Here is a 15,309-nt window from a genome sequence, read left to right on the forward strand (position 1 = left end):
AAGCTAATATCACGACTAGTCGGCTCGGCGAGATGCCTACTTTCCGATGAGGCTTCTCAAGAACTTTACGACTCCTTCAATGGCCAGAGAGATCCTCACGTAGAGCTCGTTAAGCCACTCCGCTATCCGATCCCAGATGCCCTTTCCGGGCTGGGGCTGAGAGGGCTGCGGGGTAGGCTGGGGTTGCGGGGTTTCCTGAACACCTGGCGCCAGGATGGCGGTTGCGTTGAAGGTCTTCGCCAGCTCAAGAGTCAAGCTTCCGAGCTCTGAGGACAGCTTCAAGTAGGCTAGTTTGTCGGTGTCCGAGGTAGCGGTTAGGCTTTGGTTGTAGAAGTATATGCCTACAAGGAGGTTTAGGGCTGACGACGCGATCTCGCTAGCCCTCCTCGAGGACACGTCAACGTAGACCGTAGAGCCGCTAGCACTCTCCTGGAAGTCGAGCATCGCCGCCTCAGCTAGGGCAATGCTCCTAGCCGCGGCAACGGCTGATAGGAAGTACTTGCCTGAGCTGAAGAGCGACATCGCCGCTGAGTAGTACGTGCTAGCGTAGTCGAGGAGGGTGGATGGTGAACCAGTCTGTGAGAGTACCGAGTACACGTACGGCCACGTCGTCCTCGCGATGGAGAGGTACGTGCTCGCCTGCTGGAAAGCGCTAGTGGATTGATCTTGGGGGAGGCCGTCGAGCCAGAGCTTGGCCTCCTCGAGCAGCGCGGAGGCATAGGCTAGGCTCTGCAGAGCGCTCTGCGGGTCTGAGGACCACTGGGAGGCTGACGCGTTGTAGAGCCTTGAAGCCCTTATCGCGAGGTCGGCGGCTAGAACCTTGAAGTTTAGCTGCGCGAAGTCCTTTGCGCCTGCTTTCTCCGCGAGTGAGAGGTAGGTGGCTATCTCGTCGCGGATGCTGTTGACTTGAGCCTCTAGGCTCCTCCCCTCCGAGTAGTCTACGACTAGTTTAACCCACCTCGACTCCGCTATGCTCGACGTGAGTAGGGGTATGCTACCAGCGTCGCCCCTGCGCTTCCTCGCCGCGTCGAGGTAGGAGCTGGCGTAAGCGTTCAGGTACCTGAGAAGGGCGCTCTTGGTTAACGACGTTAGGGCTGAGGCGTTCACGTATGCTCTCGCCGCGCTCAGCTCGTCGGACGCGAGCTTCTCCAGCGCTGACCAGACGCTGTTGACCTTAGCTCTCACGTCGTCCGTGACGATAGGTTTGGCTTGGCTAGCCGGCTTTAGGGGCGCGTTGAAGAAGTAGTGGAGCGCCTCCTCGATGGTTGAGACCTCGACTACCCGGAGGCCCCAGTTTCTCATAGCGTAGTCGGTGAGGTTCAAAGTCACCGGTTGAGTCGAGTACACCTGGAACGGGCCGACCCTCCTGACCACAACCTTATAGGTAGTGACCACGCTCTGCCCCGGTGGGACGAGGAACAGCTTGACGCCGCTTGAGGCCATGGCCTGCGCTTTCTCGTAGACGCCGCCAACCGGTCCAACCGTACCGTCAGGGGAGATCATCCCCGTAACAGCCACAGACCTGTTTACGGGCTCACCTGTGAGGGCCGAGTAGACCGCCACGGCCATGGCGACGCCGGCGCTAGGCCCTCCTATTACCACGGCGTTGCTCGCGACCTTGAAGTAGAAGTTGTACTGGCTGAAGTTGAGCCCGAGAACGTTGCACACAACCCTCGCGGCCGCTGTAGCCGCGCCCTGGAAGTCCTCCTGCGTCAGCGAGTACGTTGAGACGAAGACGTCACCCCAGCCCTCGGTGACGAACACACTGATGTTCGTGGCTGAGCCGACGTAGCCGGTGTCTGTCTGCGACACAGCCGGGGCAAGCACCCACGCCGAGCCGATTACCTTCAGTTGCTGCGGGGCAGGGGAGGTGAATGCAAGTGTGCTGAGTAGAACCAACGCGAGCAAAACGCCAGAGATTGTTTCCCTCAACATACATTAGGGAGAAGCTACCCACATAATTAAGGATTATGTACTTCTGATTCAAACACATCGTGTTGCAGTGCTGGATTAACTAGACCGAGCATTCCAAAATGAGAGCGAGGAAAACACTTATCAGATGCGAGCCGAGTTCAGAGGTAGGAGTCCCGTGATCGAAGATTACTCCTTCGGGAGGATCAAAGTGTTAGGGAAGGTTTATCATCGAGACATAATCCTCGGCAACGATGGGGTAATAGTTGAGAACTGGTGGAGGAGGGAGGGCCACCTACTATCCCTAGAGGACATACAGGGTACTTTAGAGCAGTACAAGCCTAACGTGCTCGTCGTCGGCGCGGGGTCCGCTGGAGCCCTGAAGGTTCACCGGAGCGTTCTCGACTACTGCGCAAAAAACGGCATCAGGGTTATCGTGGAGAAGACGGGGAAAGCCGTTGAGACGTTCAACGAGCTTGTCTCCAAAGGGGAGAGAGTGGTGGGGGCTTTCCACTTGACCTGCTGAGAGAAAAAGATATCTCAAACCGTGTGGACGTCTCTGAGGGGATGACGAGGGGTCAAAGCGCTGCTGAGTTGCTGACGAGACCGCTACAGGCCGACCTCTCACTCAACTTCCTTATCTGAGGCCCTCCTCTTGACAGCCCTGTCGAAAACTATCCAGTTCCTGTACCATTCCTCGTTCTCCTCTTTCAGCAGCGTGAGTACCTCCTTCATGAGCTCCTTCGTCGTGATCTCGCTGACCTTTCGCCTCAGAAGGTCGCCCTCAACAATTTTCCCTATCTTCCGCGCCACTTCAAGCGGCGCTCCGGCCTTAAGGCAGCTCACGACTATTTTCTCGACGGCGAACTCCTCGCGAGTCCCATCCCTCTTAATTACTACGATTCCCACATGTTTTTCATCGAAAAACTCATATAAAAACATAGCCTTGAGGGAGCTACGCTGAAAATCAGCATGGGCATTACACCTAATTACCTAAATATTTTTGGGCATCGAAACACGTTGGTGAAGTATTTAAAGGCCTGCTCCCAGTAGAGAGGTCGATGGCGAACACGACGCTTGGGCTCGACGAGAAGGTTGAAGCCGCTCTCTCCTATCTACTGTTCTTCGTCTCCGGAATCATCATACTCATCCTCGAGCAGAAGAGCTCCTTCGTCCGCTTCCATGCCGCTCAGTCAACAGTCACATTCATAGTCCTCTACCTGCTCTACCACTTCGCGGCATTCTTTCCCGGGAGGTGGATCCTAACCCCGCTCATCTCCGCCCTCTTCGTAATCCTGTGGATCGTCGGCATGGTTAAGGCCTACAGCGGGGAGCTCTACAAGTTCCCGCTACTGGGAGACATCGCCAAGACGCTGGCCGGGAAGCTACAATAACCGTGGCTCATTAAAGCTTAGCCTTTTTAAAGCACGGCTTCCTGTGGCCCCGTATGCCGGGAGGGAAGTCCGGAGCGGCGCAAAAGCTCTTTAAAGCCGTCGTAGATGGAGACGAGGAGCTTTCGCGCGAAGCGACGAGGGAGCTACTCGGCGAGGGCTGGGATCCCCGTAGCATCATCACGGAGGTGCTCGTGCCCGCGATGCGCAAGGTGGGCGAGCTGTACGAGCGGGGCGAGTACTTCATACCCGAGCTGGTCATGTCAGCTGAGGCTTTCAGGGCAGCGATGGATCTTCTGAGGCCCCACTTCAAGGGATCAGGCGTGCCCGTGAAAGCCGTAGCGGTCTTCGGAACCGTTAGGGGCGACATTCGGAACCGTTAGGGGCGACATCCACGAGCTGGGCAAGAACCTCGCAGTGGCGGTCTTCGAGGCCGAGGGCTTCCAGGTGGTGGACCTCGGGGTCGACGTACCCCCGGAGAGGTTCGCCGACGCCGTGGTCGAGCACAACGCCAGGATAGTGGGTATGAGCGCCCTCATGACGACCACGATGCTCGAGCAGAGGAGCGTTATCGAGGAGCTGAAGAGGAGGGGTCTGCGCGACAAGGTTATCGTGATAGCTGGGGGAGCACCGGTGACGGAGGAGTGGGTTAAGGAGATCGGCGCCGACGTCTGGGGCCGTGACGCCTTCGAAGCTGTTCGAATCGTGAAGAAAATGCTCGGGGTTGAGTAGCATGCCCAGGCCAGCTCTCACGCTCCTATCGCGGGACGAGGTAGAGGAACTGCACTCGAAGGCGCTCAGCCTGCTCGAGAGGGTCGGTGTCTTCTTCGAGGACAAGGAGGTGGAGAGGCTTCTCACGCAAAACGGCCTCGAGCTCAGAAACGGCCGCGTGCTGTTCACGGAGAGCTGCATCAGGGAGGCTCTCTCGAAGGCGCCGAAACGGATCCCCCTCTACGACAGGGAGGGGAGGCTCGTCTCGGTGCTGGGTGAGGGGAGGACCGTCTTCAACCCCGGCTCAGCGGCCATCAAGATACTGGACTTCGGCGCGAGCGAGCCCCGCAACCCCTCCCTGAAGGACCTTCGCGACCTCGTGATCCTCGTCGACGCGCTCAAGGGCTTCAAGGCCCAGAGCACGGCCCTAGTGCCCTCAGAGGTGCCGAACGAGGTGAAGGACGCTGAGAGGCTCTACGTTGTGCTGAAGTACTCCGCGAAGCCCATCGTTACCGGGGCTTTTACCGTCGAAAACCTCCCCCTGATGGTGGAGATGCTCAAAGCCGTGAGGGAGGACTACCGCGCTAGGCCATTCGCCATCTTCGACGTGTGCCCAACCCCGCCGCTGAACTGGAGCAGGGTTACCTCGAGGAACCTCGTAGACCTAGCAAGGCTCGGTGTTCCAGCCGAGATCATATCGATGCCCGGGCTTGGCGGTACATCCCCGGTCACCATCTACGGCGCGCTGGTCCAGCACCACGCCGAGGTCCTAAGCGGCATCGCGCTCAGCCAGATCGTCTCGCCCGGCGCGCCGGTCATCTACGGGGGGTCGCCGACGCTGATCCACCCCTACTACGGCACAGCGGTGATAACCTCACCCGAGTCCGTCCTGGTCACGCTGGCGTACAGGGACCTGGCTAGGCACTTCTCGCTCCCAGTGCACGGCTACCTCGGGCTCAGCGACTCAAAGGCTGTAGACTACCAGGCAGGGGCAGAAGCCGCCTACACGGCGGTCCTAGCGGCTGTAGCGGGGTTCGACGTCGCGTCTGGGCCGGGAATGCTCGAGTTCGAGAGCGTCCAGTCTCTCGAGAAGCTAGTACTGGACAACGAGGTTTGCATGCTGGCGGATAGGATCGCCCGGGGCTTCAGCCCCGACGCAGAGGTGGTAGAGGTTATCAGGGAGGTGGTCCTCGAGAAGAGGGGCAACTTCCTAGCCCACAAGCACACCAGGGCGAGGTACAGGGAGGAGCTACAACTGCCCAGAGTCTGGGACGTCGCTTCGAGAGGAAAGGAGGCGAAGCAGTCCCTGCTTCACTGGGCCCACGAGGAGGTGTTGCGGACGCTCAGGGAGCACGCACCGCCCACACTCGACGGGGACAGGCTGGCTAGACTGAACAGCGTAAGGAAGGCACTATGGGAAAGAGTTGGCCAACGCCCCCCTGACGTTTAAAAAAGCCTCTTCGCAAGCTTGACCTTCAAGGGGTCGGAAACCAGCACAGAAGCGGAGAGCGCGAACGCGTAGGCCACCTCTTCCACTGTGAGCCTCGCTACCACGAGCCCCGTTAGAGCTAGGAGGGTGAAAATCAGGCTGGTCAGTATCATCGACAAAGCCAGCTCGCGGCACGGCTTAGAGCTCCAGAAGAACCTCCTCTCTCTCACTTGGAGGATCCTGAACTGGCTCATGTAGACCAGTGCCAGGAGGAGCAGGCTACGCGAAGCGTGCCAGTCGAGGCCGAAGCGGAAGTAGGATAGCCACAACACAGCGGTTGCGGGAACCAGGTAGAATACTGCAAGGGGAAGAGATAGCACCATAACGCCCCGGAGGTTCCACCTTGCGGGCCTCTGAGACGGGTATTGGTTGTCGGTTGCTATAGACATGGTGAGGAAGTCGTTGGCCAGCAGCAGCAAAGCCATATCGAGCGGCGTGAGCGCCATCTTTCTGAGCCACACCATGGCTATGAGCACGACGCCTATAACTTGGACGGTTTTAACAACCTTGTTTACAACCCACGTTACAGCCCTCTCGTGGATAACCCTGCTGATCTTCACAGCGTCTACGATCACCGACAACCCAGGTTTCACGAGGACTATGCTCGCGGCGCTTTTCGCCGCATCCGTGGCGTTCTCAACAGCGATCCCCACCTCAGCCTGGCTCAGGGCGGGCGCGTCGTTGACCCCATCTCCCGTCACGGCCACCACATGGCCCCTCTCCTGGAACTTCCTGACAACGTTAAACTTGTCCTCAGGAAAGACCTCCGCAAGGCCGTCGAGCTCTTCAATATCAACTCCCCTCTCCAGCTTGCGCACAGAGACAACGTTCTCACCGAGGCCTACGCTCCTCGCTACTTCACGCGCGACAGCTTCGTTATCACCGGTCAGCATCACTGGGCGTACTCCAAGCTTTTTCAGCGCGCTTATCAGCTCCCTAGCCTCAGGCCGTGGAGGATCGATCAAGTGTATTAAGCCGACCAGTCTCAAACTTTCACCCCCTTCTTCCCCAACCGCCACAGCCAGCGTCCTGTACCCCCGTTTCGCAGCGTCGGCCAGCTTCTCCTCAAGGAACCTCTCCTCGCTCTCGGTTCTCGAGCACAGCTGAAAAACAGTCCTAGGCTCTCCTAGCGCTATCCGCAGAACCCGACCCTCCTCCTCGACGAAGGCCTCGCTCCTCTTCAGGGACGGGTCAAACGGGATGAAGCGCAGAAGCTTGAGTCTGCCCCTCTCCAAGCCGATGCCTTTAGCATACTCAATAACTGCAAGGTTCAAGGGGTCAAGGGACTCTTCCCGCGTTGCGTACAAAGCGTACTCGACCACCCTGCTCTCCTCAATGCCCAGTGCATCCACACGGACGACGCGGAGCTTGTTTAGGGTGATCGTACCCGTCTTGTCGAAGCATGCGACATCCACCGCGGCGAGATCCTCGGAGGCGCTGAGCCTCGTCACTAAGGCTCCTCGCCTTGAAAGCTCCAAGGCGCCGTACGCTTGAAGGATCGTGAGGACAGCCGGGAGAGCCACCGGAACGGAGGACATGAGGAACACCACAGCCAGCCTTGCAAGGTCTACAAACCCCCACTTCTCGAACACTCCTACCGCGCCCGCCACCGCTAGGCTAAAGAGGCCGAAAGCCACCATGTAGCGGGTGACAGCCAGAACAGTATCCTCCTGGAGCGACCTCGACTTGGCGGACTTCACCAGCTCTACTGTTCTGCCAAAGTACGTCCTGCTTCCAGTGTTCACGACTACGCACTTCGCCTCACCCCGCTTGATGACCGAGCCCGAGAAGAGCACGTCTCCTTTCCTTTTCTCAACCGGAAGGCTTTCGCCCGTCAGGGCGGACTGATCCACTAGAACGTTCCCCTCCATGATCTTAGCGTCCGCAGGCACAATGCTCCCGAGGCGTAGAAAGATCACGTCACCTGGGACCAGCTCCCTGGCGTCCTTCTCAACCCACCTGCCATCGCGCAGGACGCTAACCCTTATACTCAGACTCCTCTTCAGGGCCTCCACAGCCTTCCTGCTCGACCTCGCGTGGAAGTGCCCAAGCGTGGCGTTAAGCGCGAGCAACCCGGCCATTATCCAGGCCTCGAGAACCCTGCCCGTCAAGTACGAGAGAACAGCCGTCGCCTCCATGAGCCACGGGAGAGGCCCCCAGTACCTCTTCAGATACTCGAGCACAGGGTTCTCCCTCTTTTCCATGACCTCGTTGGGACCCACTTCAGCCAGCCTCCTCTCCGCCTCCTCGTTGCTGAGCCCCTCAGGGGATGTGTTGAGAATTCTCAGCGTCTCCTCAACGGTAAGGCTCTCGAAATAAAGGGTGCGGTGAGACACGGAAAAACAATAAGTCGTGCGGTTTAAAACTTAAGTGACTGGTTTTCGGGCTAGAGGGGGTGGTGTATGACTGCGTGTCGCCCCCCAGGGTTTTAGTCCTGCACACGCTACCTGGTGTGGGAGAGGTAAGTATTCGAAACTAGCTTGAAAACTGTGCAATTGAATTAACGGAAGAGGTTTGTCTAAGCTCCAGATTCTCAGCGTCAACTTTAGTCCTCCGGAAGATCACGCGATTTCGTTTTAACCTGAGGTTAAACTTTTTATGTTGGCTCCTCAAAAGGTAACTGGGGTATAAAGCAGTGGCGGTAACTAGGGTTTACAGAAAAGGCATTATAGTTCTTCCTAAGGATATTAGGGAGAGGGCCGGGGTAGAAGAAGGCATGCTACTTGAGGTTTCCGTTGAAGAGGGGAAGATCGTCTTAAAGCCGATTGACCTTTGGGACAAAGTGTGGGGTTGTGGCAAAGGCAGGGGGTCGGCTGAGGAGGCGGAGAGGGAGCTTGACGCCGAGGAGGAAGAATATTGGCGGAGGAGGTTAGAGAGGTAATTGTAGATACCTACGCATTGCTAGCGATGGTGTTTGATGAGGTTGGTGCTAGGGCCAGAGACATTCTCGAAGAGATACACTGGGGGCGAGTTAAAGGGCTACTCCCTGTCACAGTTGCTTACGAGTACGTGCTACACTGGCTAAGGGGGAGGATTCCTGCATTTAAGAGCTCGATTGAAGTGTTAACGTACCTTAGAAGCTATTTTAAAGTTGTGAACCTTTCTCTGGAGGAGTATGTGCAGGCGGCAAGAGTGAAGGTAAGAGGTGATGCGCTTCTGGAAAGGGCTGAAGATGAGAGTCTTCGGTCAAGAAGGCTCAGCATAGTGGATTCAACAGTAATAGCTCTAGCCCTCGGGAGGAGGGTGCCGATACTTACTGGCGACAGAGACTTAGCATACGTTGCATTGAAAGAGGGAGTGGAAGTAATCTGGTAGATACGGTGGGAACTGCCACAGCTTCGAATACCTCACGGCGAAGAAGGAAGACGAAAAAGATTGGTAAAAAAAGTTTAAGGCTTACCCTGAGCTCTCCTTGCTCTGCACGCGAACCTAGCTTCAGCCATCAGGCTCCGCAGGTTTTGCGAGGTGCCGAGTACCTTGGCCATATCCCTCGACTTTATCGCGTCCAGTAGTGCGTTGGCCGAGGCTTCGAGCTCTCTCGCTAGGGTTGCGTTGCAAGGCCTTACAACTCCCGCGAGTTGCTTCGCCGCTCTAGCTAGGTTCTCGAGGCGCGTGGCCTGTGTAAGCAGCACCATGTAGTCCCTGTACTCGAGCATGAGGCGCCTCAACTCAGCCAAGGCCTCCGCGTTCTTCCCGGCTGAAACTAGGGCCTCTATCTTCGATACCTTTTGCTCGAACCACGCCCTGAACTCCTCAGCTACCTCTGGTGCGACCTTGCTGAGCCTCGCGTATGTTACGTTAAAGGCGGCTTTGAGGTGTTCAAGGTCTTTAGATACGTACCTAGCTCTTAGCTGCGTGGCAAGCGAGAAGACTAGCCTCTCTGCCTCCTTAACCTTGCCCCAGGCCTGCTCGACCAGCTGCGCTGCTCCAGCAGTGTCGTTGGCTTTCAGCTTCTCGGAGGCTTGGTCTAGGAGGCCTGAGGCCTCGTTCAGGAGGGATAGAACCTGGGATGCGTTCACGCTTTTCTCCTGCATCCTCGAGGCCACGTTCTGCATGGCCTTTATTTGGTTCTGTAGTGCGCGGATCTCGGCCTCTAGGCTCCTGGCGACGAATTTCTTCCTCTCCCCTAGGATCACGGGGACCAGTTGCCTTGAGACCGAGACGAGCTCAGCCCTAGCCTCCCTCAGCAGGGCTAGGCTCTCGTTGTAGCTCCCGGCGTTGGCTAGGCGGGATGCGTTGTCTAGCAGCTCCTTAACGACACTCAGCTGGCTCAGTAGCTCCTGCTGCTTCGTGGCGTTGGTGACCCTGCTCTTCACCACTTTTTCAAGCCTTGCCGACTCGTTCTCCAAGATCGAGATGAGTTTCTGGATTCTGTCAGCCTGGGGGCTCTGCGCCTGGACGGGTGCGAGGATCAGGGGGTATGTTAATAGCAGCGCGATCAGGATTGCGGATACAGCCGCTTTGCCCACGCTCTTCACCGCCACATACCCCGCGAGGCAGATTGATAAGGATAGCAACGGTTTTACATGAAATCACCGTTTTTTGTGAAATGAAGGTGATGAATGGTTAAAAGTATGGTTTGCGTGAAGCCTGAAGGGGGCCTGCGCGGTGGCTGTGGATCTGCTACTATCCCGCAGAAGTATAAGGGTTTTCCAGGACAGGGACGTACCGGAGGACCTAGTCCGCAGGGCTGTTGAAATCGCAAGGCACGCTCCGAGCTCTAGGAATCGCCAACCCTGGCGCGTGATTGCAGTCAAAGACCGCCGCATTCTCAAAGAGCTTGCAGGCGTAGCGCCTGGCGCGAGGCCGCTCGCCTCAGCCCCTCTAGCTCTGTGCGTCGTGGTGAGGCCTGAGGTGAGCCCAACCACCTTCCTGCTGGACAGCGCCATATTCACCACCTACCTGTGGCTCGCCCTGCATGCCCTCGGGCTTGGAGCTGTCTGGATAAACACCCTCCGGTGGCCCAGGTACTCCGAGATCCTCGCCATCCCGCCTGATGAGGTCCTTGTGGCGGCGCTGGCCGTCGGCTACCCTGCGGAGCACCCGCCGCCTAGACCCCGGAAGAGCGTTGAAGAAATATTAACGTGGTTATAAAAGCCAAGAGTGTGACAGAGCACGGGGTCCTTCCTCAGTCCTTTTACGCTAGGAGGCCTGACGCTGTGGCCTTGGAGCTACTCGGGAAAATGCTCGTGCGCGTCTTGGGCGGCGTCACCATGCGTGGCGTGATCACCGAGACAGAGGCGTACTTCGGGCCCGAGGATCCCGCAAGCCGGGCGAGGCATCGCGGGGGGAGGCTCACCGAGGCGATGAAAGGCCCGGCTGGCTACACACTCGTCTACGGGATCCACAGGCAGTGGTTGCTAAACGTGGTTGCGCACACGGAGGGCGAGGCCGGCGCAGTGCTCATACGCTCGATCAAGACGGGGTCCGGGGAGGTGAGGGGTCCCGGACGCGTGACACGCTACATGATGATCGACAAATCGATGCACCAGCAACCGGTTTTCTTACCCTCAAGCCCGTTGCAGGTTCAGATGTATAAGGTCCTTCCGGATGATTGCGTAGAGAGGAAGAAAAGAATCGGGGTTAGCAGGGATCTCGATACGCCGTTGAACTTTTCGGTAAAAAAGGGACTGTAAAGCTATGTTGTAGCTTCAGGTACTATGATCACGTCGTCCGGGTTTATGTAAACGGTGAGTCTTTGTTTTTCAGCTTCGGCGCTCCCCGTCTTAACGAAAGTCCTGAGCTCTCCTAAGTTCGCTACGCTCAGCCTGACGTCGACGGTTGAGCCCAAGAACGTCTTCCGCACGATCATTGCTTCAAAGACGTTGTGCCTCGGAGCAGATGGTTCCAACTGGATGTGCTCTGGCCTTATCACGGCGAAGCCCTCACCTCCCACAGGTATTAGGGACTCGCGCGCCAGGAGCCTGGCGCCTTCGCTGGTCTGGAACTCGAAGTAGCCTTCAGGAGTGCGGCTGACAACTCTGCCCTTGATCAGGTTTACAACTCCGAGGAACCCAGCCACGAACGTGTTAGCCGGCCTGCGGTATATCTCGTCTGGGGTTCCGATCTGTATGATCCGTCCTTTACTCATTATGGCCAGCCTGTCGGAGACGACGAGTGCCTCAGCCTGGTCGTGTGTGACGTATATGCTTGTTATCCCCAGCTTCTTCATCAGGTCCCTTATCTCGAACCGGAGCTGCTCCCTTAGCACTGCGTCGACGTTGCTCAAAGGCTCATCGAAAAGTATCACGTCGGGGTTGGGGGCGAGAGCCCGAGCCACTCCCACGCGCTGTTGCTGACCGCCGCTGAGCTGGTGCGGCTTCTTGTTCTCGAGCCCCTCGATCCTGAGTAGCTCCATGACCTCTCTAACTCTCCTCTTGATGTCCTCCTGGCTCCACCCGCGCATCTTAAGCCCGAAAGCTATGTTGTCGAATACCGTCATGTGGGGCATCAGCGCGAAGTTCTGGAAAACCATTGTGATGTTTCTCTTCTCGGGCGGGACGTCGTTCATCAGCCGGCCGTCGAAGTAAACGTTACCCTTGTCAGGCTTCAGGAGGCCAGCGATTATCCTTAGGGTTGTAGTCTTCCCGCAACCAGAGGGTCCTATCAGTGTGAAGAACTCCTTGTCTTTAACCTCGAAGGAGATGTTGTCGAGTATTTTCACACCAGTCAAGTACTTTTCCACGTTTTCCAATCGCACTCCAACCATTCCGGCTCACCCCTTAATACCTGCACCCGCTATAAACTCAGTCCTAACGTACTTTTCAGTCAATATCAGGAAAACAATCGAGGGAACAAGCAATACTATGGAAAGCGCGCTCACTGGTCCGATAGCTACGTAGTAGCCGCCCACGTACCTGAAGATCTGGACAGGGATAGTTATGATGTCCGGGAGGCCGACCAGCGCCGTCAACAAGTACTCGTTGATGCTCCAGGAGAAAGCGAAAATGGTCCCCGAGAGCAGTCCTGGCGTCACGAGAGGGAGGTAAACGTGGATGAACACCTTGAACGTTGAAGCACCCAATACTCTCGCCGCCTCCTCGAGGGCTGGGTCAATTGCCTCGAAGTTCGCCACCAGGCTCCTGAACATGTAGGGCGTTGCGCCGATCATGTGCGCGAAAGCCACAGCCCAGATGTTGCTCTTCAGGCCAATGTTCGTGAAGTAGCCCAGGAGGCCGACTCCCGTCGCCACAGGCGGGACGATCAAGGGTAGCATTAGGAGAGATATGACGAGCTCACGACCCTTAAACTGCTTAGTCCCCACCGCATAAGCGGCTGGGAGAGATAGCAGAGCAGAGAAAGCCACCACGATCACCCCGATGACCACGCTGAGCGTCAGCGGTCCTATTAGGGCTCCGCTGTCCAGTAGTAGCTTAAACCACTTGAACCCGTACTCCGTGGGGACAAGGCTCTCGCCTGGCCACTTTTCCGAGAAAGCCCAGAGAGTCACAGGTATAAGCGGGAAAATGAAGAACACTGTGAGCGATCCAAATACTACGTAGAGCAGTGCCCTGAACAACTTCTCGCCCATCATACCTTTAACCCCCACCTCGTGATTTTCGAGTAGAAGTAGGTTATCACAAGGGAGGTTACGAGGTATATGACCGCGCCTACCGAAGCGAAGCTCCACTTGTAGAGAACCGCAGCGTCCTCGAAGATCCTCACGGAGAGGTAGTTGGGGAAGCTGGCGCCAAGGATGTACGCGACTGAAAAGCCGCCGAACATGCTTATGAAGACGAGCTGGAGGCTTGCAAGGATGCCGGGTATGGAGAGGGGTATGAAGACGTACCGGACTGTCCGCCGCATGTTTGCGCCCAAGACCCGCGCGGCCTCTATGAGCTCCGGGTTTATGACTTTTAACGTTCCTATGGAGATGAGCATCACGTACGGTATGTGCATCCAGACGTTGGCGAATATTATGCCTATTCCGAGCGGGTCGTTGGCCAGTTTAACCTGCTCGTTGATTAAACCCAGGTGAAGGAGTAAGTCGTAGACGTAGCCACGGGGTGTCAGAAGCAGCCACCACATGAAGGCTGCTATGAGGTAGGGCACGAATAGAGGGATCTTGGAGATCATGTTGAAGACCCTTTTGCCCTTGAACTCGTAAATGAACGCGATAAGCGCCGTGAAGTAGCCTGTCACGAGTGCTAGGAGGACTGCCGCTAAGCTGTTCCAGAAGCTAAACCACAAGTAATCTAGGTATCTCGTCGAGAAGAACGTCACATAGTACGTGAGCGTGGGGTACTCTCCCTCTGCCCTTGTCGTGAGAGCGGGTATGCCGAACGACTGCAGGACTACTAAGAGTAGCGGGTACAGCCAGACGAGGATGTAGAAGCTGAGAATAGGTAGTAAAAATAGAAAAATAATTATTTTTTCGTTCATCGAGATATCCCGCTCTTTATCCTCCGCCCACTTTAGTTGCCCACTGCTGCATGGCGTAGTACATGAAGTCGGCGTGCCTCTGCAGGAACTTGCTCTGGAGCTCCTCGATCGGGAGGTACTTCCACTTGTCCTTGAAGGTCTGGGGCACTTTCTCCCAGACGCCCTTGACGACAGGGTAGACTCCGCCTCTTTCAACGACGTTGCGGTACTGGACTTCTTCGCTGAGCAGGTAGTTTATGAACACCAGGGCGGCGTACTTGTGCGGAGCGTTCCAGGGTATGAAGACTCCGTCGAAGCCGCCGACAGCTATACCAGGATCTGGGTCGTAGACTCCCACGTCGTCGGGGTTGACGCGGCCCTCCTTTATCCACTCGGCAAGCACGTCGATCCACTGCGGCTCGAGCCAGACCTCACCTCTCGCGAAGAGCTCCATTGCCGCCGAGTTACCGGGTGGGTAGCTGCCAGGCTGGTACATGTACTTCTCGAGCTCGTTGAGGTAGTCCCACAGGTTCATGCCGTTTTTGCCCGGGCTGCTGAAGAGCTTGTCAGCGTACGCCTGGTCGAAGGGCTTCATGACGAACTTGTCGTAGCCGTAGAGCCAGTAGATAACGGAGATTAAAAACGTGTGGCCAGAGCCACCCTTGTTGGGGTCGCAGTACGTGAAGCGCCCAGGGTTCTTCTTAGCCCAGTCGAGGAGTGTGTCTAAGGTGGGTAGCTGGTCTGGCTTGACGTACTTCTTGTTGTAGATGAAGACGACCTGCCACCACACTACGGGGATGAACTTTCCTCCAGTGGGTATGAGGTCGTTGAAGTAGAGGAGCGAGGGGTCAATGAGGTTCTTGGCGTTGGGTATCAGCTCGGCTGCTGGGACGTTCCAGACCAGGTCCTCGGTTAGCGCCTGCTTGAAGGGGACCGACCAGACGAGGGCTACGTCGACGTCACCGACAGCTTTCCCAGCCTTTTTGTCGGCCTCGAGCTTCTGGATCGTGCTGAACCAGTCCCCGTGGACGTACTTGACCTTTATCCCGTACTTCTGCTCGAAGGCCTTGGAGATGTTCTCGAAGTAAATTCTGTCCCAGTCGGCGCCGTAGCCGTAGAACGTAACCTCGCCCTCTTCTTTAGCCTTCTGCACTATTTCATCCCATGTCATGCTGAAGAGGTCCTTCGTAGCGGCGGGGGGCGTTACCGTTGTTGTCGGCGCGGGCGCTGTTAGCCTTCCCGCGAAGAAGCCAATTATGCCTGAGAGCAGTATGAGGATTATGGCGATGGCCAGCGTTGTTTTGGAAGCGCCTTTAGGGGTGCTCATACCCTTTCGGCATGTATTCTTCAATTAAGTATAATATAAAGTTTTCTATTTGGATTAAAATATACACTACAACATGGAGTACAAAAATACACGTTAAATATAAATACATATATAGGATT

The 15,309-nt window shown here is 56.6% G+C and carries 17 protein-coding genes; 9 read left to right on the top strand and 8 right to left on the bottom strand.

From position 1 onward, the window contains the following. Positions 1 to 36: 36 nt before the first annotated feature. Positions 37 to 1,935, bottom strand: coding sequence for a S16 family serine protease (locus ACNO7C_RS05920; RefSeq protein ID WP_460024196.1), 1,899 nt, complete (start codon positions 1,933 to 1,935; stop codon positions 37 to 39). Positions 1,936 to 2,059: 124 nt separating this feature from the next. Here ACNO7C_RS05920 and ACNO7C_RS05925 point away from each other — a divergent pair, with 124 nt between their 5' ends. Continuing rightward, entirely contained in the window at positions 2,060 to 2,437 is a 378-nt protein-coding gene (locus tag ACNO7C_RS05925; RefSeq protein WP_460024197.1) for an Mth938-like domain-containing protein, read from the top strand. A 98-nt stretch (positions 2,438 to 2,535) separates the two neighbouring features. Here ACNO7C_RS05925 and ACNO7C_RS05930 read toward each other — a convergent pair whose 3' ends face one another. Further along, a complete protein-coding gene (locus ACNO7C_RS05930; protein WP_460024198.1) occupies positions 2,536 to 2,820 on the bottom strand; it encodes an ATP cone domain-containing protein in 285 nt (94 codons plus the stop codon). A gap of 152 nt (positions 2,821 to 2,972) precedes the next feature. Between ACNO7C_RS05930 and ACNO7C_RS05935 the strand changes: the two genes are divergently transcribed. The 4 genes from ACNO7C_RS05935 to ACNO7C_RS05950 are packed head-to-tail and all read left to right on the top strand — an operon-like array spanning position 2,973 to position 5,463. Further along, positions 2,973 to 3,305 (top strand): DUF4870 domain-containing protein, encoded by a 333-nt coding sequence (locus ACNO7C_RS05935; RefSeq protein ID WP_460024199.1) that lies wholly within the window; start codon positions 2,973 to 2,975, stop codon positions 3,303 to 3,305. Between the two features lie 53 nt (positions 3,306 to 3,358). Continuing rightward, a complete protein-coding gene (locus ACNO7C_RS05940; RefSeq protein WP_460024200.1) occupies positions 3,359 to 3,685 on the top strand; it encodes a B12-binding domain-containing protein in 327 nt (108 codons plus the stop codon). Between the two features lie 34 nt (positions 3,686 to 3,719). Beyond that, positions 3,720 to 4,034 carry a cobalamin B12-binding domain-containing protein gene (locus ACNO7C_RS05945; RefSeq protein WP_460024201.1) on the top strand — a complete coding sequence of 105 codons (315 nt, stop codon included), beginning with the start codon at positions 3,720 to 3,722 and terminating at the stop codon, positions 4,032 to 4,034. Position 4,035: 1 nt separating this feature from the next. Then, complete coding sequence (locus ACNO7C_RS05950) at positions 4,036 to 5,463, top strand: trimethylamine methyltransferase family protein (protein WP_460024202.1); 1,428 nt, start codon at positions 4,036 to 4,038, stop codon at positions 5,461 to 5,463. On the opposite strand, the gene ACNO7C_RS05955 is transcribed toward ACNO7C_RS05950, so the two are convergent. Then, a complete protein-coding gene (locus tag ACNO7C_RS05955) occupies positions 5,460 to 7,838 on the bottom strand; it encodes a plasma-membrane proton-efflux P-type ATPase (protein ID WP_460024203.1) in 2,379 nt (792 codons plus the stop codon). The genes ACNO7C_RS05950 and ACNO7C_RS05955 overlap by 4 nt on opposite strands. 299 nt (positions 7,839 to 8,137) lie before the next feature. Between ACNO7C_RS05955 and ACNO7C_RS05960 the strand changes: the two genes are divergently transcribed. Both ACNO7C_RS05960 and ACNO7C_RS05965 read left to right on the top strand, forming a co-directional pair. After that, complete coding sequence (locus ACNO7C_RS05960; RefSeq protein WP_318537667.1) at positions 8,138 to 8,383, top strand: AbrB/MazE/SpoVT family DNA-binding domain-containing protein; 246 nt, start codon at positions 8,138 to 8,140, stop codon at positions 8,381 to 8,383. Next, positions 8,359 to 8,817, top strand: a complete 459-nt coding sequence (locus ACNO7C_RS05965; protein WP_460024204.1) for a type II toxin-antitoxin system VapC family toxin — start codon at positions 8,359 to 8,361, stop codon at positions 8,815 to 8,817. The genes ACNO7C_RS05960 and ACNO7C_RS05965 overlap by 25 nt, the downstream gene beginning before the upstream one ends. Before the next feature lie 74 nt (positions 8,818 to 8,891). Here the strand turns inward: ACNO7C_RS05965 and ACNO7C_RS05970 are convergent, their stop codons facing one another. Beyond that, entirely contained in the window at positions 8,892 to 9,980 is a 1,089-nt protein-coding gene (locus ACNO7C_RS05970) for a hypothetical protein (protein ID WP_460024205.1), read from the bottom strand. Between the two features lie 130 nt (positions 9,981 to 10,110). Between ACNO7C_RS05970 and ACNO7C_RS05975 the strand changes: the two genes are divergently transcribed. After that, entirely contained in the window at positions 10,111 to 10,596 is a 486-nt protein-coding gene (locus ACNO7C_RS05975) for a nitroreductase family protein (RefSeq protein WP_460024206.1), read from the top strand. A gap of 11 nt (positions 10,597 to 10,607) precedes the next feature. After that, positions 10,608 to 11,138 (top strand): DNA-3-methyladenine glycosylase, encoded by a 531-nt coding sequence (locus ACNO7C_RS05980; RefSeq protein ID WP_460024207.1) that lies wholly within the window; start codon positions 10,608 to 10,610, stop codon positions 11,136 to 11,138. Between the two features lie 2 nt (positions 11,139 to 11,140). On the opposite strand, the gene ACNO7C_RS05985 is transcribed toward ACNO7C_RS05980, so the two are convergent. The 4 genes from ACNO7C_RS05985 to ACNO7C_RS06000 are packed head-to-tail and all read right to left on the bottom strand — an operon-like array spanning position 11,141 to position 15,190. Continuing rightward, on the bottom strand, positions 11,141 to 12,211 hold the full coding sequence (locus ACNO7C_RS05985) for an ABC transporter ATP-binding protein (protein ID WP_460024208.1): 1,071 nt from the start codon (positions 12,209 to 12,211) through the stop codon (positions 11,141 to 11,143). A 6-nt stretch (positions 12,212 to 12,217) separates the two neighbouring features. Then, entirely contained in the window at positions 12,218 to 13,036 is an 819-nt protein-coding gene (locus ACNO7C_RS05990) for an ABC transporter permease (protein WP_460024209.1), read from the bottom strand. Next, positions 13,033 to 13,884: an ABC transporter permease gene (locus tag ACNO7C_RS05995; protein WP_460024210.1), complete on the bottom strand. Its 852-nt coding sequence runs from the start codon at positions 13,882 to 13,884 to the stop codon at positions 13,033 to 13,035. The genes ACNO7C_RS05990 and ACNO7C_RS05995 overlap by 4 nt, the downstream gene beginning before the upstream one ends. 16 nt (positions 13,885 to 13,900) lie before the next feature. Continuing rightward, positions 13,901 to 15,190 (bottom strand): extracellular solute-binding protein, encoded by a 1,290-nt coding sequence (locus ACNO7C_RS06000; RefSeq protein WP_460024211.1) that lies wholly within the window; start codon positions 15,188 to 15,190, stop codon positions 13,901 to 13,903. Between the last annotated feature and the right edge of the window lie 119 nt (positions 15,191 to 15,309).

Source organism: Infirmifilum tikiterense (genome assembly GCF_054696565.1).